Below are 19338 nucleotides of genomic sequence, written 5' to 3'. Positions count from 1 at the left end.
ACCCGCCCGGGCGGGTCGATCCGCCCGGGAGCGCCGCACGCGCGGGGCGGCCGCCGGAGGGCGCGGCCCCCGGCGCAGCACGGCGGGGCGGGTCGGCGGGGCGCGGTGTCGTGCGGCTCACCGGAACGAGTGGTCTGTGGCGGCCCGGGGGACGGCGGCCGCGCGCCGATCGGCAGACTGTGCGCGCGAGCGAGGAGTTGCCCCATGGCCCCCAGGCACAGCCCCACCGTCCGTCAGCGCCGGTTCGGCGCCGAACTGCGCAGGCTGCGGGAGAACGCCGGGCTCTCCGCGCCCGTCGCGGCCGGGCGCCTCGGCGCGGACCGCACGATGATCTCGAACATCGAGGCCGGCCGTTTCGGCATCAGCGAGGAGCGGCTGCGCCGGCTCGCGGACATCTACGGGTGCGCGGACGCCGGACTCGTCGACGCGCTGGCCGCGATGACCGGCGGGCGCGTCAAGGGCTGGTGGGACGAGTACCGGGGAAAGATCCCGCCGGACTTTCTCGACGTGGCGGAGCTGGAACACCACGCGTCGGCGCTGACGACGCTCCAGACGGCCCATATTCCAGGTCTGTTCCAGACCGAGGACCACGCCCGCGCGCTTTTCGGTCTGTTCGTTCCGGCGCTGCCCCGGCTGGAGATCGAATTGCGGATCGCGCACCGCCGGGCCCGGCATGAAGTGATCACCCGCGATCCGGCGCTGCCGTATCTGGGACTGATCCACGAGGCGGCGCTGCGCATGCGCGTGGGCGGCCGTCCGGTCGCCCGGGCCCAGTTGCTGCGGCTGCTGGAGGAGAGCGCTCGCCCGAATGTGCGGCTGCTGGTCATTCCTTTCGCGACAGAGGGATTTCCGATGGCCGGAGAGACGATGATCTACGCGTCGGCGGCGAATCCGCTTCTGGACACGGTGGAAGTCGATTCGCCGATCGGCGCGGTCTTCTTCGACTCCCCCGCGCAATTGGCCAACTTCCGTGCGCGCCTGGACGTGGTGGAGCGGGTCGCGTTGAATCCGGAGAAGTCGAGGGACCTCATCCTCGAAATCGCCGGGAGTCTCTAAGAGGTACCGCTTGTCCACCCTGCGCTGGTTCAAGTCCTCGTTCTCCGAAGCATCCGGCAACGCCTGTATCGAGGTGGCCGTCGACCCCGGGGAGGGGATAGCGATCAGGGACAGCCGGTGCCCGGCGCGGATGATCGTGACGGATCGTTCCGTCTTCGCCGTCTTCGTGACCTTCGCCGGGAGCGAGCCCGGGGCAGGGGGTCGCGGGGCAGGGGGACGCGGGACCGGGCGGAGAGCCGCACAGGGGACCGGGCGCGGGACGGGAGCCGGGCGCGGGACCGGACGCGCCGCCGACGGCTGACGCACCGGGTCCCGGGCCGCCGGAACCATCGGCTCCGGCGGCGCGGGGGTAGGACCGGAGAAGCTAGGCGACCCGGGCTTCCGTGCGCGAGGTCGTGGCGATCGTCGCCGAGCCGACCACGCGGGTGCCGTCGTAGAGGACGATCGCCTGGCCGGGGGCGACGCCGCGGACGGGCTCAGCGAAGTCGACCCGCAGCTCGCCGTCGGCCAGGGCGGCCGTGACCTCGGTCTCGCCGCCGTGGGCACGCAGCTGGGCCGTGTACGTGCCGGGGCCGGCCGGGGCGTTCCCGCACCAGCGGGGCCTGATCGCGGTCAGCGAGGTGACGTCCAGGGCCTCGACGGGGCCGACCGTGACCGTGTTGTTCACCGGGGAGATGTCGAGGACGTAGCGCGGCTTGCCGTCGGGGGCGGGGTGGCCGATCCGCAGGCCCTTGCGCTGGCCGATGGTGAAGCCGAAGGCCCCCTCGTGGGTGCCGACCTTGGCACCGGACTCGTCGACGATGTCGCCCTCGGCGGCGCCGAGGCGGGCGGCGAGGAAGCCCTGGGTGTCGCCGTCGGCGATGAAGCAGATGTCGTGGCTGTCGGGCTTCTTCGCGACCGCCAGACCGCGCCGCTCGGCCTCCGCGCGGATCTCGTCCTTGGTGGTGAGGGTGTCGCCGAGCGGGAACATGGCGTGGGCGAGCTGCCGCTCGTCCAGCACCCCGAGGACGTACGACTGGTCCTTGGCCATGTCCTCGGCGCGGTGCAGCTCCCGGCTGCCGTCCTCGCGGGTGATCACGGTCGCGTAGTGGCCGGTGCAGACCGCGTCGAAGCCCAGCGCGAGCGCCTTGTCCAGCAGCGCCGCGAATTTGATCTTCTCGTTGCAGCGGAGGCAGGGGTTCGGGGTGCGGCCGGCCTCGTACTCGGCGACGAAGTCCTCGACCACGTCCTCGCGGAAGCGTTCGGCGAGGTCCCACACGTAGAAGGGGATGCCGATCACATCGGCGGCGCGGCGGGCGTCGCGCGAGTCCTCGATGGTGCAGCAGCCGCGCGCGCCCGTGCGGAACGACTGCGGGTTCGCGGAGAGCGCCAGATGGACGCCGGTCACATCGTGCCCGGCCTCGGCGGCCCGGGCGGCGGCGACGGCGGAGTCGACACCGCCGGACATGGCGGCGAGCACGCGCAGGGGGCGCTGGGAAGTCTGAGTCATAGCCCTACCAGGGTACGGGCCCGGGGAACCGGGGAGGCTCGGATGCGCGTTGAACAGCTCATGGGAAGCAGAGCGAAGAGCGGGACCGGCGGCGGGAGCCGGAGCGGGGCCTCGAAGGGGGGCGGCCGCGGCGGGCCGCGGATCGGCAGACGGGGCGTGCTGATCGGGGGCGCGGCGGTCGTCGTGGGCGCCGGGGTGGTGGCGCGGGAGGAGCTGGGTCAGCTGTGGTGGCAGGTCCCCGGGGTGGCCAAGCCGCGCAAGGAGGGTGAGCTGGATCACCCGGGCGCGGAGTGGACGGCCGCCTCGACGGCGAACTGGCGGCTGGCCGACCGCCCGGACGACTTCCGGATCGACCGGGTGATCATCCATGTGGTGCAGGGCAGCTATCCGACGGCCCTGCGGGTCTTCAAGAACCCGGGGCACGGCGCGGCGACGCACTATGTCGTACGGAAGGACGGCCATGTCGCCCAGATGATCCGGGAGCTGGACGTGGGCTTCCACGCGGGGAACCGGTCGTTCAACGAGCGCAGCGTCGGCATAGAGCACGAGGGGTTCGTGGACCGGCCGCAGGATTTCACGGCCGCGATGTACGAGGGGTCGGCGCGGCTGACGGCGGGCATCTGCGCGCGCTATGAGCTGCCGGTGGACCGGGAGCACATCATCGGGCATGTGGAGGTCCCGGGCACGGATCACACCGACCCGGGGCCGCACTGGGACTGGGACCGCTATCTGAAGCTGGTGCGCGCGGCGATGCCCTCGGGGCGGCGGGCCGCCGAGTAGCGGGCGCGGCGCGGATCGGGTCGGGCCCGCGCCGATCCGGACCCGCTCCACGACGGGACCCGCGCCACGACCGGGCCCGGTTCAGCGCGGTCCGTACGGGCCCGCTCCCCGGCGGGGACCGGCCCGGAGCGAGCCGTACCGCCGGGCCGGGCTCAACTCAGCCCCGCCGTACGGGCGCGTTCCACCGCCGGGCCGATCGCCTCGGCGACCGCGCGCACATCGTCGCGGCCGGAGGTGTGGCCGAGGGTGAAGCGCAGGGTGCCCCGGGCCAGCTCCGGGTCGGTTCCGGTGGCGAGGAGGACATGGCTGGGCTGGGCGACGCCGGCCGTGCAGGCCGATCCGGTGGAGCATTCGATGCCCTGGGCGTCCAGCAGGAGGAGCAGCGAGTCGCCCTCGCAGCCGGGGAAGGCGAAGTGGGCGTTGGCGGGGAGCCGGTCGTGCGGGTCGCCGCCGAGGACGGCGTCGGGGACGGCCGCGAGGACGGCGGTCACCAGCTCGTCGCGGAGGGCCCCGACCTCGCGGGCGTACGTCTCGCGGCGCTCCGCGGCGAGCCGGCCCGCGACGGCGAAGGCGGCGATGGCGGGTGCGTCGAGGGTGCCGGAGCGCACATGCCGCTCCTGGCCGCCGCCGTGCAGCACCGGTACGGGGGTGTGCTCGCGGCCCAGCAGCAGCGCGCCGATGCCGTACGGTCCGCCGATCTTGTGGCCGGAGACGGTCATCGCGGCGAGTCCGGAGCCGGCGAAGCCGACCTCGGTCTGGCCGAAGGCCTGGACCGCGTCGGAGTGGAAGGGCACGTCGAACTCGCGCGCCACCGAGGCCAGCTCCGCGATCGGCATGATCGTGCCGATCTCGTTGTTGGCCCACATCACGGTGGCGAGCGCCACATCGGCGGGGTCGCGCTCGATGGCTTCGCGCAGCGCCTCGGGGTGGACCCGGCCGTAGCCGTCCACGGGGAGGTATTCGACGGTCGCGCCCTCGTGCTCGGCGAGCCAGTCGACGGCGTCGAGCACGGCGTGGTGCTCGACGGGGCTGGCCAGCACCCGGGTCCTGGCCGGGTCGGCGTCGCGCCGCTGCCAGTACAGCCCCTTCACGGCGAGATTGTCGGCCTCGGTGCCGCCGGAGGTGAAGACCACCTCGCTCGGCCGGGCCCCGAGCGCCTCGGCGAGCGTCTCGCGCGCCTCCTCGACGGTCCGGCGGGCCCGTCTGCCCGCGGCGTGCAGTGCCGACGCGTTGCCGGTGACGGTGAGCTGCGCGGTCATCGCCTCGACGGCCTCCGGCAGCATGGGAGTGGTCGCAGCGTGGTCCAGGTAAGCCATGGTGGCCCCGATTCTACGAGGCGGTACGGGGGCGCGGACGCGGCGCAGGGGGGTACGGGGGGTGCGGCCCGCCACACCCCCGTCCCGGGCCCGCCCCGCCGCGAGCCCCCGGCCCGCCCGCCGGAGGGTCGCGGGACCGTACGCCGGGGACGGTCGGCCCGTCCGCCGGGAGGTCGCCTGCCGGTACGGGGAGACCGGCCGGTACGGAGCGGCCGGCCTGCGCACGTACCGAGCCGGGCGGGGTCGCCGACGTGTGTCGGACGGTCGGACGGGGCCGCTCCGCACGCGTACCGGACGGTCAGACGGGGCCGTCGGCGGCGTACAGCGCGGTCACGGCCGCGGCCGCGCGGGCGAGTTCCGCGCGCGCGGACGGCGGGGCGAGGACTTCGAGGCTCTCGCCGAGGGAGAGGAGGGAGCGGACGGCGGCGGGCTCGTCGAAGCCGAGTCCGACCCGGGTCCAATCGCTGTCGCCGCCCTCCGGGACCGGCTCGCCGATGAGCCGGTCGCCGTGGATCCGGAGGAAGAGATCCAGCCGGTCGGCGTGGACGCGGGCGCTCACCCGGACGCCCGGCGGGCGGTCGCGCATCCGGCCGCGCAGGGTCCGCCAGATCTCGGGCAGCTCCAGACCGGCCCGGCGGCGCACCGGCTCGTCGAGGACCCGGGCGGCGACCACGCGGTCGACGCGGAAGGTCCGGGGCTCGCCCTCCTTGTCGGCGACGAGGTACCAGACGCCCGCCTTCACCACGAGGCCGTACGGGTCGAGGAGATAGTCGCGCGGCTCGCTCGTCACCCCGCGCCGGTAGCTCAGGCTCAGCCGCCGGTCGGTGAAGACGGCGGTGTTCAGCACGTCCAGATCGACGGCGGGCCCCGGCCGGGTGAGCCAGCGCTCGGGGTCCACCAGGATCCGGCGGCTGGTCAGCTCGGCGGCCGGGCGGTGCGGCTCGGGCAGCGCGGCCATGACCTTGCGCAGGGCGGAGCCGAGCGCCCGGTCGAGGCCGAGCGCCGTGTGCGCGCCCTGGGAGGCCAGGACGAACAGGGCGCGGGACTCGTCCTCGGTGAGGCCCGTGACATCGGTGCGGAAGCCGGGGAGCAGGGTGATGCCGCCGTGCCGGCCGCGTTCGGCGTAGACGGGGACCCCGGCGGCGGAGAGCGCCTCGACATCGCGGTAGATGGTGCGTACGGACACCTCCAGGCGCTCCGCCAGCTCGCCCGCGGCGACGAGGCCGCGGGTCTGGAGCAGCAGCAGGATCGACAGCAGCCGGTCGGATTTCACGGATCGGCCCCCGGTGCGCGGATCGCTTCCAAAACATGACGGTTGTTGTCAGGTTATCTCCGCAGAGTGATCCCCGTCAGCAACACACCGAGGGCCCGCACCGGGCCCCGACCCTGGGAGATGCCCCCGTGAACGACCCCCGCCCCCTTTTCGAGAGCGCCGCCGACCAGCTGGCGCGGGTGCTGAGGACCGTGACCGCCGACCGGCTGGGGGATCCGACGCCGTGTACGGAGTTCGACGTCCGGGCGCTGCTGATCCATGTGGTGGGCGGGACGCACGACATGGCCCTCGCCGCCGCGGAGCCCGGGGCGGAGCCGGCAGACGCCGGGGAACCCGCCGACGCGGCCGGCCCGCCCGATCTCTCGGGCCTCGTGGACGGCGGCGAGTGGAGCGCGGCGTACGACCGGGCGCGCCGCCGTTTCACCGCGGCCTGGGCGGAGGACGCCCGGCTGGGGCGGCCGAGCACGGTCCCGTGGGGCACGGTGCCGGGCGCGGCGGCGGTGACGGGCTTCGCGCTGGAGACGGCGGCCCACACCTGGGACCTCTCCCGGGCGCTCGGGCATCCGCTGGTCCTGGACCAGGGTCCGGCCTCGGCGATCCTGCCCGCGGCGCGGCAGGCGGTCCCGGCCGAGCCGCGCGGCGGCCCGGTCCCGTTCGCGGCGGTCCGCGAGGCGCGGCCCGGGGCGGAGGCGTACGAGCGGCTCGCGGCCTGGCTGGGGCGCGAGGTCCCGTGATCCGCGGCCCCTCTCCCCCGATCGCCGGCGGCCGATCGGACCGGTGATCGCCGACGGCCGGCCGGACCGGAGCGGCGCTGCTACAGCGCGCTGAGCCGGGCCGCGAGCCGGGCGACCCGGCCCTGCCAGGCGGCGAGGACGGGCTCCGGGGGTGTGAACGGCGGGCCGGTCTGGGTGAGGATCAGCCGGGGGCCGTGGCCGGTGCCCTCGGCGAGCTGCCAGCGGACCTCGCCGCCGCCGGCGGTGGCGTAGGCGAGCAGATGGGGCGGGCGCAGCGCGGTGATACGGCCGGGCGGGCTCTCGGGGATGGTGAATCCCCGGGGCGCGGGGCCCCCGAGCAGCGGGGTGGAGTGGGCGCGGAGTTCGGCCCACACGGTCTGGGCGGGGCGGACGAGCTGGCGCTCGACCCGGATCCGCCAGCCGTCGGCGGTGGTCTCGACGACGCCCTGTTCCAGGCCGAAGCGGGCGATGTACGACTCGTGGAGCGCGCCGCCGGTGTCGCGTTCGGGCCCGGCCCCGGGGCTCTCCGTACCGGCTCCGGCGCTCTTCGTACCCGCTCCGGCGCCGGCTCCGGGCTCAGGCTCTGGCTCGGGGCGGCCGTCGTCGTCCAGGAGCCGGGCGAGCGCGGCGAGGCAGAGCTGCCAGCCCGCGGCGTAGCTCGCCGCGCCGTACCGGTCGCCGAAGGTGTGGGTGAGGGTGAGGAGCGAGCCCTCGCCGTCGGGGGCGAGGTCGAAGCGGAGCAGGTCCTCGCCCCAGGTGAAGGCGAAGAGCGCGGGCTCGCGGGCGTCGGTGACCGTGCCGGTCGTCCCCGGCCCGGCCTCCCCGGGGAAGGTGAAGCCGATCCGGCCGCCGGGGCGCGGCTCCACGCTCACCTCGGCGGGGAACCACCGGGCGAGCGGGGCGGGCCGGGTGAGGGCCTCCCAGACCCGCCCCGGGGGCCGGTCGAGGCGGCGCTCCATCCTGAGCACGCTCCGGCCGTCGCCGGCGGTGGTGAGGGTGTCGGGGCTCGGATCGGTCGGATTCATGGGGAGCGGCCTCCATCGCGTCGCGATGATCCCCCCGGACGCAGTCTGAGGGAGCCGGCCCGCCCCGGCCACCGGTGACCGGCCCGGCCCGGCCCGGTCAGCGCGGGGCCGGGGCATGCGCGCGATGCGGCCGGGCGCCCGGGGCCGCCCGGTCAGCGCGGGGCCGGGGCCTTCGCCAGCTGGCGGGACTGGGCGACCAGCCGGTCGCGGCTGTCCCAGACCTCCGCGTCCTCCTCCAGGAAGCCGCCCGCAGCGTTGCGGGTGGTGAGCGCCACCCGCAGCGGCCCGGGCGCGGGACGGCAGCGGATGTGGACGGTCAGCTCCACCGTCGGGGTCCAGCCCTTGATGCCGAGGTCGAAGGCGGTGGGCGGCAGCGCGTCGACGGTCAGCAGCAGGGAGAGCGGATCGGCGTCCCGGCCGTCCGCGAGCGTGAACCAGCCCCGCATCTCGCCCTTCCCGGAGGGCGCGCCGATCGCCCAGCCCGCGGTGGCCGGGTCCAGCCGGACGTTCAGCCGGTCCAGGATCGCGGAGCTGCCGGGGAAGGGCGGCCTCGGCCCGTCGGACGCGCCGAGGCACTTCTCGTACGGGGGCATCGCGGGCGGGGTGGCCGAGGTGAGCACATCGGCGGGGAGCGCGTCCAGGTCTCCGTAGGTCGCGAGCACGCGGATGCGCTCGACCTCGGCGCCGTCCTTCTCGTACTGGACGAGGGAGGCCTGGCCGGTGGAGAGCGTGCGGCCGGTGCGGACGACCTCGGTGCGGACGATCGCCGGGCCCGGCTCGGAGGCGCTCAGATAGTGGGCCGAGACCGTGAACGGGTCCGGGTGCGGGAGGGCGTCGGCCAGCGCCCGGCCGAGGACGGCGAGGAGATAGCCGCCGTTGACGGCCCGGATGACGGTCCAGCCCGCCGACAGGTCCGCGTCGTAGACGCCCGGCTCGCGCGGGGTGAGGGCGGTGTCGCGGTCGAACTCGCTGTCACCGATGGATGCCTGAACTGCCTGTGCCATGGCCGTACCGTACAAGAATCGAATACTGAGCGGTAGCTTTTTGGCGGGCGTTCCCGGAAGGGGCGATCCCGTGCCGGGCGGTCCCGAGCCGGGCGGTCCCGAGCCGGGCGGTCCCGAGCCGGGCGATCCCGCGACGCGCCTCGGCCGGGCCCCGTCACTGACCGTCGTCTGCCGTGGCGGAGCTGCGGTTGAAGGCGCGCGGGGCCCGCCAGTGGAAGCGCATCGCCAGCAGCCGCAGGGTGAAGGCGGTCACGGCGGCCAGCCCGCTGGTGAAGGCGTTCAGGGTCTCGAACTGGATGCACAGGACCACGATGACCGCGCCGACGATCGCGGGCACGGCGTACAGATCGCGGTCCCAGCGCAGCAGCGAGGGGACCTCGTTGGCCAGCACGTCCCGCAGCACGCCGCCGCCGACCGCGGTGGCCAGGCCGAGCACCGCCGAGGAGGTGAGGCCGAGCCCGTACTCGTACGCCTTGGTCGTCCCCGTCACGCAGAACAGCCCGAGCCCCGCCGCGTCGAAGACGTTGACGCCGGTCTGGATGCGCTCCACATGGGGGTGGAGGAAGAAGACCAGGGCGGTGGCGACCAGGGGCATCAGGAAGTACCCGAGGTCGGTGAAGGCGGCCGGGGGCACGGCCCCGATGATCAGATCGCGGAACAGCCCGCCGCCCAGCGCGGTGACCTCGGCGAGCACCGCCATGCCGAAGACGTCGAAGTTCTTGCGAACGGCGAGCAGCGCGCCGGAGATCGCGAAGACGAAGATTCCGGCGAGGTCGAGCCCGTGCTGGACGGAGGGGGTGAACAATTCTTGAAGCACCGGACGATTGTGCCGGTATCGGGCCCCTGCCGGTGACGGTCCGCCCGGCCCGGGCCCGCCGGCCCGCCGGGCCTACTCCCGGCCCGCCGCCCCTTCCGCCTCCGAGTCCGGGCCCGCCTCCGGGGCGGTCTTCGCGCCCGGCTCCGGCTCCGGGCCCTTCCTGACGCCCGGCTCCGGGGCCACCGTCACGATCTCGACCGCCTCCCGGGCCGACGGCAGCGCCGTGTCGCCGGGCGCCCGGTCCTCGGCGTTCTCGGGGTGGTGACAGGCCACCTGGCGGCCCGGGGCCGGCGCGATCAGCGGCGGCTCCTTCTCCTTGCAGATCTCGGTCGCCTTCCAGCACCGGGTGTGGAAGCGGCAGCCGGCCGGCGGGGCGATCGGCGACGGCACGTCGCCCTTCAGCAGGATCCGCTCACTGCCGCCGCCGCGCCGCCGCGGATCCGGTACGGGCACCGCGGAGAGCAGCGCCTTGGTGTACGGGTGCATCGGCGACTCGTAGAGCGCGGTGCGGTCGGCCAGCTCCACGATCTTGCCGAGGTACATCACCGCGATCCGGTCCGAGACGTGCCGGATCACCGACAGGTCGTGGGCGATGATCACATAGGTGAGTCCCAGCTCGTCCTGGAGGTCGTCGAGGAGATTGACCACCTGGGCCTGGATGGAGACGTCCAGCGCGGAGACCGGCTCGTCCGCCACCACGAGCTTGGGCTTGAGCGCCAGGGCCCGGGCGATGCCGATGCGCTGGCGCTGGCCGCCGGAGAACTCGTGCGGATAGCGGTTGTAGTGCTCCGGATTGAGACCCACCAGCTCCAGCAGCCGCTGGACCTCCTTCTTCACCCCGCCCTCGGGAGTGATCCGCTGGAGCTTGAAGGGCGCGGAGACGATGGTGCCGATGGTGTGCCGGGGGTTCAGCGAGGAGTACGGGTCCTGGAAGATCATCTGGACGTCGCGGCGGAGCGGCCGCATCGCGCCGACGCCGAGATGGGTGATGTCGTGGCCCTGGAACTCGATCGTCCCGCCGGTCGGCTCGAGGAGCCGGGTGATCAGCCGGCCCATGGTCGACTTGCCGCAGCCGGACTCGCCGACCACGCCCAGCGTCTCCCCGGGGCGGACGTCGAAGGTCAGCCCGTCGACCGCCTGCACGGCCCCGGTCTGCCGCCGCAGCATCCCCTTCCTGATGGGGAAGTGCTTGACCAGGCCGTCGACCTTCAGCAGCGCCTCGGGAGCCGGCTGTGTCTGTCCGGGAATCTTCACAGTGTCACTCACAGCTTGGGCGCAATCTCTTCGGTCCAGATCCGCGTCCGCTCGTCCGCCGACATGTGGCAGGCGGAGAAGTGCCGGTCGCCCGCCGGGCGGAGGTCGGGCCGGACGGTCCGTGTCACGTTCTCCTCCGGCACGTCGGCGTAGGGGCACCGCGGGTTGAAGGCACAGCCGTCGGGGATGTTGATCAGGCTGGGCGGGGAGCCCTTGACCGGGATGAGCCGCTCGGTCTGGTCCCGGTCGATACGCGGCATCGAGCCGAGCAGACCCCAGGTGTAGGGGTGCTGGGGCTTGTAGAAGACCTGCTCGGCCGGGCCGCGCTCCACGCACCGGCCGCCGTACATCACGAGGATGTCGTCGGCCAGCTCGGCGACGACGCCGAGGTCGTGGGTGATGACGATGACCGCCGAGCCGAACTCCTTCTGGAGATCGCGGATCAGATCGAGGATCTGGGCCTGGACGGTGACGTCCAGCGCGGTGGTCGGCTCGTCGGCGATCAGCAGCTCGGGGTTGTTCACCAGCGCCATGGCGATCATCGCGCGCTGGCGCATCCCGCCGGAGAACTCGTGCGGATAGCTGTCCACCCGCTTGTCGGGCTGGGGGATGCCGACCCGGTCGAGCATCTCGACGGCCCGTTTGCGGGCGGTCTTCTTGTCGACCTTGTGGTGGACCCGGTAGGCCTCCACGATCTGCCGGCCGATCGTGTAGTACGGATGGAGCGCGGAGAGCGGGTCCTGGAAGATCATCGCCATGTTCCGCCCGCGCAGCCTGCGCACCTCGTCCGGGTCGGCGGCGAGCAGCTCCTGCCCGTCGAGCCAGACCTCGCCGGTGATCCGCGCCTTGCGGCGGCCGTGCCGGCCCGCGGTGTGCAGGCCCATGATGCCGAGCGAGGTGACGGACTTGCCCGAGCCGGACTCGCCGACGATGCCGAGGGTCTTGCCCTTCTCCAGCTGGAAGCTGAGGCCGTCGACGGATTTGACCAGACCGTCGTCGGTCGGGAAGTGCACGCGCAGATCGCGCACTTCGAGGAAGGCCGTGGGGGCGGCGGAGCCGGCCGCGGCGACCTCGCCGGGGACCAGGGCCGGTCCGGAGGGTCCGGTGGTGCCGAGGGTGCTCATCCGATCCTCACTCGCGGGTCGACGACGGCGTACAGAAGGTCCACGAGGAGGTTCGCGACACAGATGAAGAGGGCGGCGAAGAGGGTGACGCCGAGGATCAGCGGAAGGTCCTTGGTGTTGATGGACTCGATCGCGAGCCGGCCGAGGCCCGGCAGGTTGTACGTGGACTCGGTGAGCACCGCCCCGCCCAGCAGCGCCCCGATGTCGAGGCCGAGCAGGGTCAGCACCGGGGTCCAGGTGGAGCGCATCGCGTGCCGGCCGATGACGACCCGCTCGGTGAGGCCCTTGGCCCGGGCGGTGCGGATGTAGTCCTCGCCCATGACCTCCAGCATGGTCGCCCGGGTGAGCCGGGCGTACATCGCCGCGTAGAGGAAGGCGAGGGTGATCCAGGGCAGCACCAGGGTCTGGAACCACTGGGCGAAGTCCTCCTCCAGCGGCGCGTACTCACCGCCGACCCAGTCGAGCTGGTAGCTGAAGACCGCCAGGGAGAGCAGGCCGGTGAAGTAGATGGGGAGCGAGACGCCGGCCAGTGCGACGGTCATCGCGGCCCGGTCCCACAGGGTGCCCCGGCGCAGCGCGGAGACGACGCCGGCCGCGACGCCGCCGGCGACCCACAGCAGACAGGCTCCGGCGGCCAGCGAGAGGGTGACCGGGATCGCCTCGGTGAGCTGCGGCCACACGTCCTGCTCGGTGCGGAAGGAGTAGCCGAAGCAGGGGGCGGGGCAGTTGGTGACATCGGCGCCGTTGGCGTACTCCCGGCCGGCGAACAGGCCCTGGACGAAGTTCCAGAACTGCACCAGCAGCGGATCGGCGAGGCCCAGCTTCTGCCGGATGCCCTCGATCGCTGCCTCGTCGGTCTGCTTTCCGGCGAAGAGATAGGCCGGGTCGGTGCCGGCCCACTTGGGGAGCACGAAGAAGATGACGAAGGTCGTCAGGGTCACGACCAACAGCATCATGGCGACGGCGAACAAGCGCCGGATGACGTAAGCAAGCACTGTGCGCGGCCCGGCGGGGGCCCGGGGAGCCCGGATTACGGGCTCCCCGGGCCGCCGCCCGAGGCCATCACCTGCCCTTCGGGACTGGCGGGGTGGGCGATGGTGGGGTGTGACTCGTCACCGGGAGGGTTACTTGACGACGCCCAGGGAGGCGTAGTCGTAGCGGCCGTTGTACGCGGCGGAGGAGTACGCGTTCGTCAGCCGCGAGCTGCGCCAGGTGAAGTTCTTCTCGAAGACGATCGGCATCATGACGGCCAGGTCGGCGACGGCGTGGTTCATCTGCTGGTAGATCTGGCCGGCCTTCTCGGGGTCGGTCTCCCTGAGCGCGTCGTCGAAGAACTTGTTGATCTTCGGGTCGTTCGTCTCGGAGACGTTGTAGTTGCCGTTGGGGACGATGAAGCGGCCGTCGACCAGCGGCTGCGAGAAGCCCTGGCCGGTCGGGAAGTCCGGGCCCCAGCCGGTCATGACGAGGCCGAGGTTCCGCTTCTTCACCACGGCGGGGGAGCCGGTGATCGTGGAGGACTCGGCGCCGTCGATCGTCTCGACCTCGGTCTGGATGCCGACGGCCTTGAGGGACTCCTGGAGCGCCTCGGCGGTCGCGACCTCGCCCGGGTTGTTGCTGCGGGCGCTGATGTTGGTGGTGAATCCGTCGGGCTTGCCGCACTCCTTGAGGGCGGCCTTGGCCTTGGCGATGTCCGGCTTGCCGTCACGGGCGAGGACGCCGTACGGGTCGTAGTCGCTGGCGCCCTTGATGGCCTTGGGCAGCATGTTGGTGGCGATGTCGCCGCCGGCCTCCGGGCCGCCGCGGACCGTCTGCATCGACTTGTAGTCGGCCGCGTACATCACGGCCTTGCGGCACTCGATGTCGTCGAAGGGCTCGACCTTGGTCGCGATGTCGACATAGCGGATGAAGCTGGTCTCGATGTTGTCGACATTGCCCTTGTGCTGCTTGAGCGCCTTGGTGCGGCCCGCCTGGGACATGCCGGTGGCGTTCAGGTCGAGGTCGTACTCGCCCTTGATCAGCAGCTCGTCGATCGCCTCGATGTTGGAGTTGATCGTGACGGTGACCTTGTCCGGGAGCGCGGCGCGGATCGGGTCGGACGCCTTCTGCCACTTGTCGTTGCGGACGAGGACGATGCTCTTCTTCGGCGCGTACGACTCGAACTTGTACGGGCCCGAGGAGAACGGCTTCAGCTGGTACTTGCCGCCGGTGTCCTTCTCCTTCTTCACCGGGGAGCCGGAGGGCATCGCGAGCATCTGCTCGAAGTCGCCGTTGGGCTTGGGGAGATTGAAGACGATGGTCTTGGCGTCGGGCGTCTCGATGGCCTTCAGACCGAGCTTGTCCGGGCTCTTGTCCTTGTACGGGCCCTTGTACTCGGTCTTCGGGTCGAGGACCTGGCGCAGATACTGCGGGCCGCCGCTGATGACGTCGGTGGCCCAGACGCGCTGGATGCCGTACTTGACGTCCTGGGAGGTGATCGGCGAGCCGTCCTCCCAGGTGATGCCGTCCCGCAGCTGGTACGTGTAGGTCTTGCCGTCGTTGCTGACCACGCCCTTGGCCTTGGCCAGGTCCGGCGTCAGCTCGGCGCCCGCGGCGCCCGCCTTGGGGGCGTACGAGAGCAGCTGGCGCGCGTAGAACCGGGAGAAGTCCCAGGACATTCCGTAGTACTGCCGCTGCGGGTCGGTGGAGTCGAGGTCCTGCTTGCCGATGAACTTGAGCGTGCCGCCCTTCTTGGCGGACGCGTTGGCGATGCCCTTGGTGCCCGCGTTGTAGCCGGCGGCCTTCCCGTCGCCGCCCTCCTTCTTGGAACCGCCGCCGCACGCCGCGGTGGCCGTGAGGGCGGCCACGACGAGCGCCGCTCCGGCGATACGCCTGGTCCTCGACGAACGTTGGGGTGTCATTGTCCTGCAACCTCCGGGATAGCGCGGTTCCCGCCGTGGTGCCGGGGACCGTCGGTGTGCCGCCTGACCTGCTGTGGCAGGGGCGCGTTCAGTTGTGTGGCGTTCGGACGTGGGTCGGCGGGAGTCGGGGCCCGCGGGGTTCACCGGGGGGCCGCGGGGCTCACCGGGCGCCCTCGGGGCTCATCGCTCACCCCGGGGCTCATCGGGTGCCCTTGGGGTCCAGCGCGTCCCGCACACCGTCGCCGAAGAGGTTGAAGGCCAGCACCGTGATGAAGATCGCGACGCCGGGGACGATCATGAAGGTCGGATTGGACTCGTAGGTGTCCACGGCCGTGGAGAGCATCTGCCCCCAGGAGGCGGTGGGCGGCCGGACGCCGGCGCCCAGGAAGCTGAGCGCGGCCTCGGTGAGGATGTTGGTGGGGATCATCAGCGTGGCGTAGACGGTGATCGGGGCGACCAGGTTGGGCAGCAGCTCCTTGAAGAGCACATAGCGGCGGCCGGCGCCCAGGCTGCGGGCGGCCTCGACGTACTCCTTCTCCCGCAGCGAGAGGGTCTGGCCGCGCACGATCCGGCCGACGTAGGGCCAGCCGAAGAAGCCGATCACCCCGACCAGGATGGCGATGCGGACATTGCTGCCGGTCATGCCCAGCAGATCGTTGGGGAGGACGGAGACCAGCGAGATGATGAAGAGGAGCTGTGGGAAGGCCAGCAGCATGTCCATCACCCGGCTGATCGCCGAGTCGACCCAGCCGCCGAAGTATCCGGCGACGATGCCGAGCACGGTGCCGAGGAAGACGGCGACGACGGCGGCGAGGAAGGCCACCAGCAGCGAGATGCGCGCGCCGTAGACCACCCGGCTGAAGACGTCCCGGCCGTTGTTGGGCTCGACGCCGAGCAGATGCTCGGAGCTGATGCCGCCGAAGGAGCCGACGGGGGTGCCGAAGAGCGGGTCGATCTTGTCCTGGTGGAACTGGTTGGGCGGGTGGCCCAGCAGGCTGACGATGAGCGGGGCGAAGACCGCGACGATCACGAGGAGGAGGACCACGACGCCGCCGGTGAGCGCGAGCTTGTCCCGCTTCAGCCGGGTCCACGCGATCTGCCGCAGCGACCGCCCCTCGACCGGGGCGCCGCCATCGGCCGGCGGGACGCCGGCGGCCGCGGACTTCTCCGCGTCCACGCTCGTGTCGTGCAATGGTGCCGTCATCGTGGTGGGGACCCCTCTCGGCCGGAGGTGACCGGCCCGTACCCGCCGCTGTAGCGGCATTTCTCACAACATCGGGTGTACATAGGACACTTGGTACGAGATAGCGCCGTGAAGCCCGCCGCACACAGGGGCGATTCTTCCCTTGCTGCGGGAGTCTTCAATGGTCACGGGACCAGCCGCCAGACCTCGCCGGGAATGTTTGCTCGATCGTGATGCGCGTAGAGGGAATCCGTTATCCGGACCGGGCCGACGACTGAGCGGGACGCCATCTGCCGCATACGGGTGGGTAGTTGGGAGATTTCCCCTTCCGCGGACGCCGAGACGACTCTGCGTTTCCAAGGCCGCGAAGCGACTTGGACAGCGCTTTCACCGGGAGATCGGCACGATGGGCGTCAGGAACCTCGGAGCGGCGGGCGGGGGCGCCTATGGCGTACAGCAACGCGCCCCGAACTGACATACGTTCGAGGCGCGTTGGCCGATTTGCGATGGTGACCTTTCGGTCAGTGGCCGACGGTCGGCGGAAAGCCGTAGCCGGTCTGCTGCTCGGGGGCGGCGTGCGCGTCCCGGTCGTAGAACGGGCGGGCGTGGGCCCGCAGCCACATCGTCACCGGGTCGTACTCGTCCGACATCGCCACCGTCGACACGGGCAGCCCCTCGGGGACCGCGGCGATCGACTGCTGCATCATCGCGCGGGCCGCGTCCACGGACTGCGGTCCGGTGTCATAGAGGTCGAGCCCGATGACCAGGTAGGGAGCGCCCAGGGCGGGCTGGACCCAGGCCCGGCGCAGCGATCTGACCGGCGGGGTGCGATGGGCGTTCTGGGAGAGCAGGGCGTAGAAGTGCGGAATCTCGATGGCGGGCTCGGAGAGCCTCAGCGGTCCGGCGGGCATCCGCTCCAGACCGGTGGCGATCCGGCGCAGATCGGGCCAGGGGATGCCCACCCCGCCGCCGGGAGCATGTGGATTGAGCCAGATTCCCCAGCGCTCGGGGAAGAGGGTGCGGGCGATATCGGGTCCGGAGACCACCTCATGCGCACGGTTCCAGCCGGATACGGCCAGCTCCTGGGCGGAGGTGACACAGGGGGCGTACCCGATGCCGTCGATCTCCATGTTCCCGTACTGGGCGTCGGGGGAGCCCGGTCTGCCGTGCCAGAGCAGCATCCAGACCCTGCCGTTCGCCGGGTCGGCGAGCGCGTTCAGCAATGCCTCGTAGGCGTCGTACCGTCCGGGCGTGACCTGGCGCAGCATGTGCTCGACCTGCCCGGTCGCCGCGGTGCCTGACGCGCTCACCCTCGTTCCGCCCCTCTCCTGCTCCGTGTTCAGCACAGCCGTCGCACCGGTGGGAGGTCTGGCCGTGGAGCCAGCTTAATCGGCCGCCTTGACACCGACTTGACGCGCGGCGGCGGCCCCGGGTTCCCGGGGCGGGCTCTAGCGGTGATCCCGCTGGTAGAAGGGCCGGACCGTGGCGAGCATCCAGTCGGCGACCGGGTCCCGCGCCACATCGAGGAGGACGAGATTGACCGGCCAGGGCACCTGGACCCGGCCGAGCGCCCGGCCGAGCGCGTCGAGGGGGGCGGAGCCGCCGGGGCCCTCCCAGGAGGAGAGCTGGACGCCGATGAAGAGGGCGGGCGGGTCGCCCTCGACGGAGGCGAGCGCGCGGCGGGCGGTGAGGACGACGCGGGCCTCGTGGAACTCTCCCGCGGCGGCGGCGAGGAAGTCGACCGGCTCCTCCTGCCAGTCCGGCTCGAACATCCGTACCCGGCCGCCGGCGGCGGGTCCGTCGGGCGCGGCGGGCACTCCGGCCCGGCACAGCTCGGCCACGGCGGGCGGGGGGAGCGGCGCGCCGACCGCGCCGCCCGGGTTGACGGCGATGCCCAGCTGCGGGGGCAGCCCCCGGGCGAAGTCGCGGGCGGGGGCGACGGTGAAGGCCATATGGCCGCCGACGCAGCTCATGAACTGCTGTTCGGAGCTGAAGACGGGGACATAGGGAGCGCCGTCGATCTCCATGGTGGGCAGATCGAGATCGCGGCTGTCCGGGGAGCCGCCCCGGGGCAGCGGCACCCAGAGCGGGCTGCGGCCGAGGACTTCGACGAGCCGGGCGCCGGCGGAGGGGTCGCCGAGGGAGGCCGCGAGCGTCTCCTCCAGCTCGTTGGCGGGCCAGCCGCCGGTGTACGGGTATGGCTGTGCCTGCTCCGGAATGGTCATGTGCTGGCCCTCTCCCCCGGCTTGGCCGGTCGTCCCCTCGGCTTTCCCCCGACCCTAATGCCGCCCTCCGCCTCCTGAGCACCGCCCTCCGGGGGTGCGGGAGGCACGCCGGGGGCGGATCCGGCGCACGTAGCGGGGGGTGCGGGGGTGCGGGGCGGGAGCCCCGCGGGTGCGGGGGTGCGGCGGAGGGCCCGGGCGGCCGAGGGGCCCGGGCGGGACGGGCCGGGGCGAGGAAGCCGGGCCGGCCGGAGGTGCGGGGCAGGTCTCGGGCCGGTCACCGGTACGGGGGCGCCGGGACAGGCCGCGGGACAGGTCTCGGAAAGGGGGCGGGCGGCCTGGCGGCGGGACGGGCCTCGGGGCAGGCGGGCAGGACGAGTACCGGACGGCGGGGACGGGCGGCGTGGGCAGTCGGCGGGGACGGGTGGCGGGACGAACGGCGGGGGCAGGCGTCGAGTCAGGGCAGGCGTCAGGACGGATCGAAGCCGAGGCGGGTGAGGACGCTCGCGGAGTCGCGGTCGAGGAGCACCGCGGAGGAGCAGCCCGCCGGAAGACGGCCCGCCTCCGCGTCGGCGATCAGCCGGCCGACACCCCGGCGGTGCCGGGCGAAGGCGTACCCGGAGACGCCCCGGCCCCGCTCGCGCTGCCCCTGCCGGGCCACCGTCGGCGGGACGTCGAGCAGGATCAGATGGAGCGCCGTGCCCCGGCTCCGCGCCCGGCGGGCCAGCCAGCGCCGCACCCAGGCCTGCGTACCGCAGTCGTGGACGACCACGCTCTCGCCGGAGCGGAGCGCGCGCCGCAGCCCGGCGTAGTGCGCGAGCCGGACCAGGGGGCGGTAGACCGCGTAGGGGAGGAACGCCGGCGTGCGCGCGTCCCAGCGGTCCCGGGCGTCCTGCGAATCGATGCCCCGGCCTCTCGCGGCACGTCTGATCAGGGTCGACTTCCCGCTGCCCGGCAGCCCGGACACCACCACCAGATCCCCCGCGGCGAACATCAGCCGCCGCGGGCTGCGCCCGGCGCGGTCCCTGAGGTCCCGCAGCACGGGCCGGGCCCCCACTCCCCCGTGGAGCCCGCTGACCGCCGGCTGTGCCTGCGCGGGCACACCCGCGGTCGTGGCGTACGCACCGGAGTGCTGCAACGTCATCACACCCTCCCCCTTGTCAG

At 72.9% G+C, this 19338-nt stretch carries 18 protein-coding genes; 4 read left to right on the top strand and 14 right to left on the bottom strand.

Features of this window, described 5'->3' with window-relative positions:
* Positions 1-204: 204 nt before the first annotated feature.
* Together ACF089_RS01190 and ACF089_RS01185 are read left to right on the top strand one after the other, a co-directional pair.
* Positions 205-1056 carry a helix-turn-helix domain-containing protein gene (locus tag ACF089_RS01190; protein WP_392020156.1) on the top strand — a complete coding sequence of 284 codons (852 nt, stop codon included), beginning with the start codon at positions 205-207 and terminating at the stop codon, positions 1054-1056.
* Between the two features lie 10 nt (positions 1057-1066).
* Positions 1067-1357 carry a DUF397 domain-containing protein gene (locus ACF089_RS01185; protein WP_392020154.1) on the top strand — a complete coding sequence of 97 codons (291 nt, stop codon included), beginning with the start codon at positions 1067-1069 and terminating at the stop codon, positions 1355-1357.
* A gap of 63 nt (positions 1358-1420) precedes the next feature.
* Here ACF089_RS01185 and mnmA read toward each other — a convergent pair whose 3' ends face one another.
* The gene (mnmA, locus tag ACF089_RS01180) at positions 1421-2545 is read right to left on the bottom strand and encodes a tRNA 2-thiouridine(34) synthase MnmA (protein ID WP_392020151.1); all 1125 of its coding nucleotides are present in this window, start codon (positions 2543-2545) and stop codon (positions 1421-1423) included.
* A gap of 60 nt (positions 2546-2605) precedes the next feature.
* Here mnmA and ACF089_RS01175 point away from each other — a divergent pair, with 60 nt between their 5' ends.
* On the top strand, positions 2606-3325 hold the full coding sequence (locus ACF089_RS01175) for an N-acetylmuramoyl-L-alanine amidase (protein WP_392021541.1): 720 nt from the start codon (positions 2606-2608) through the stop codon (positions 3323-3325).
* Between the two features lie 152 nt (positions 3326-3477).
* On the opposite strand, the gene ACF089_RS01170 is transcribed toward ACF089_RS01175, so the two are convergent.
* Together ACF089_RS01170 and ACF089_RS01165 are read right to left on the bottom strand one after the other, a co-directional pair.
* On the bottom strand, positions 3478-4641 hold the full coding sequence (locus tag ACF089_RS01170) for a cysteine desulfurase family protein (RefSeq protein ID WP_392020148.1): 1164 nt from the start codon (positions 4639-4641) through the stop codon (positions 3478-3480).
* Between the two features lie 298 nt (positions 4642-4939).
* On the bottom strand, positions 4940-5914 hold the full coding sequence (locus ACF089_RS01165) for a helix-turn-helix transcriptional regulator (RefSeq protein ID WP_392020147.1): 975 nt from the start codon (positions 5912-5914) through the stop codon (positions 4940-4942).
* A gap of 128 nt (positions 5915-6042) precedes the next feature.
* Here ACF089_RS01165 and ACF089_RS01160 point away from each other — a divergent pair, with 128 nt between their 5' ends.
* On the top strand, positions 6043-6648 hold the full coding sequence (locus ACF089_RS01160) for a TIGR03086 family metal-binding protein (RefSeq protein WP_392020145.1): 606 nt from the start codon (positions 6043-6045) through the stop codon (positions 6646-6648).
* A gap of 80 nt (positions 6649-6728) precedes the next feature.
* Here the strand turns inward: ACF089_RS01160 and ACF089_RS01155 are convergent, their stop codons facing one another.
* The 11 genes from ACF089_RS01155 to ACF089_RS01105 form a co-directional block, all read right to left on the bottom strand.
* Positions 6729-7673 (bottom strand): SRPBCC family protein, encoded by a 945-nt coding sequence (locus ACF089_RS01155; RefSeq protein ID WP_392020143.1) that lies wholly within the window; start codon positions 7671-7673, stop codon positions 6729-6731.
* A gap of 152 nt (positions 7674-7825) precedes the next feature.
* A complete protein-coding gene (locus ACF089_RS01150; protein WP_392020139.1) occupies positions 7826-8677 on the bottom strand; it encodes a thioesterase family protein in 852 nt (283 codons plus the stop codon).
* A gap of 154 nt (positions 8678-8831) precedes the next feature.
* Complete coding sequence (locus ACF089_RS01145; protein WP_392020136.1) at positions 8832-9494, bottom strand: trimeric intracellular cation channel family protein; 663 nt, start codon at positions 9492-9494, stop codon at positions 8832-8834.
* Positions 9495-9566: 72 nt separating this feature from the next.
* Positions 9567-10760 (bottom strand): ABC transporter ATP-binding protein, encoded by a 1194-nt coding sequence (locus tag ACF089_RS01140; RefSeq protein WP_392020133.1) that lies wholly within the window; start codon positions 10758-10760, stop codon positions 9567-9569.
* Positions 10757-11872 (bottom strand): ABC transporter ATP-binding protein, encoded by a 1116-nt coding sequence (locus ACF089_RS01135; RefSeq protein ID WP_392020131.1) that lies wholly within the window; start codon positions 11870-11872, stop codon positions 10757-10759. The genes ACF089_RS01140 and ACF089_RS01135 overlap by 4 nt, the downstream gene beginning before the upstream one ends.
* Positions 11869-12867, bottom strand: a complete 999-nt coding sequence (locus ACF089_RS01130) for an ABC transporter permease (RefSeq protein ID WP_392020129.1) — start codon at positions 12865-12867, stop codon at positions 11869-11871. Before ACF089_RS01130 ends, ACF089_RS01135 begins: the two co-directional genes overlap by 4 nt.
* 129 nt (positions 12868-12996) lie before the next feature.
* A complete protein-coding gene (locus tag ACF089_RS01125) occupies positions 12997-14769 on the bottom strand; it encodes an ABC transporter substrate-binding protein (RefSeq protein WP_392020126.1) in 1773 nt (590 codons plus the stop codon).
* 199 nt (positions 14770-14968) lie between these two features.
* Positions 14969-15973, bottom strand: a complete 1005-nt coding sequence (locus ACF089_RS01120) for an ABC transporter permease (protein ID WP_392020124.1) — start codon at positions 15971-15973, stop codon at positions 14969-14971.
* 500 nt (positions 15974-16473) lie between these two features.
* Positions 16474-17262 carry an enhanced serine sensitivity protein SseB C-terminal domain-containing protein gene (locus tag ACF089_RS01115; RefSeq protein WP_392020121.1) on the bottom strand — a complete coding sequence of 263 codons (789 nt, stop codon included), beginning with the start codon at positions 17260-17262 and terminating at the stop codon, positions 16474-16476.
* A 138-nt stretch (positions 17263-17400) separates the two neighbouring features.
* Complete coding sequence (locus ACF089_RS01110; RefSeq protein ID WP_392020119.1) at positions 17401-18177, bottom strand: enhanced serine sensitivity protein SseB; 777 nt, start codon at positions 18175-18177, stop codon at positions 17401-17403.
* Between the two features lie 466 nt (positions 18178-18643).
* Positions 18644-19318 carry an AAA family ATPase gene (locus tag ACF089_RS01105; RefSeq protein WP_392020117.1) on the bottom strand — a complete coding sequence of 225 codons (675 nt, stop codon included), beginning with the start codon at positions 19316-19318 and terminating at the stop codon, positions 18644-18646.
* Positions 19319-19338: the final 20 nt, after the last annotated feature.

This window comes from Streptomyces sp. NPDC014894, from assembly GCF_043080985.1.
GTDB lineage: Bacteria > Actinomycetota > Actinomycetes > Streptomycetales > Streptomycetaceae > Streptomyces.
Note: the sequence above shows the minus strand (reverse complement) of the source record. Positions and strands in the feature narration are given on the sequence as shown.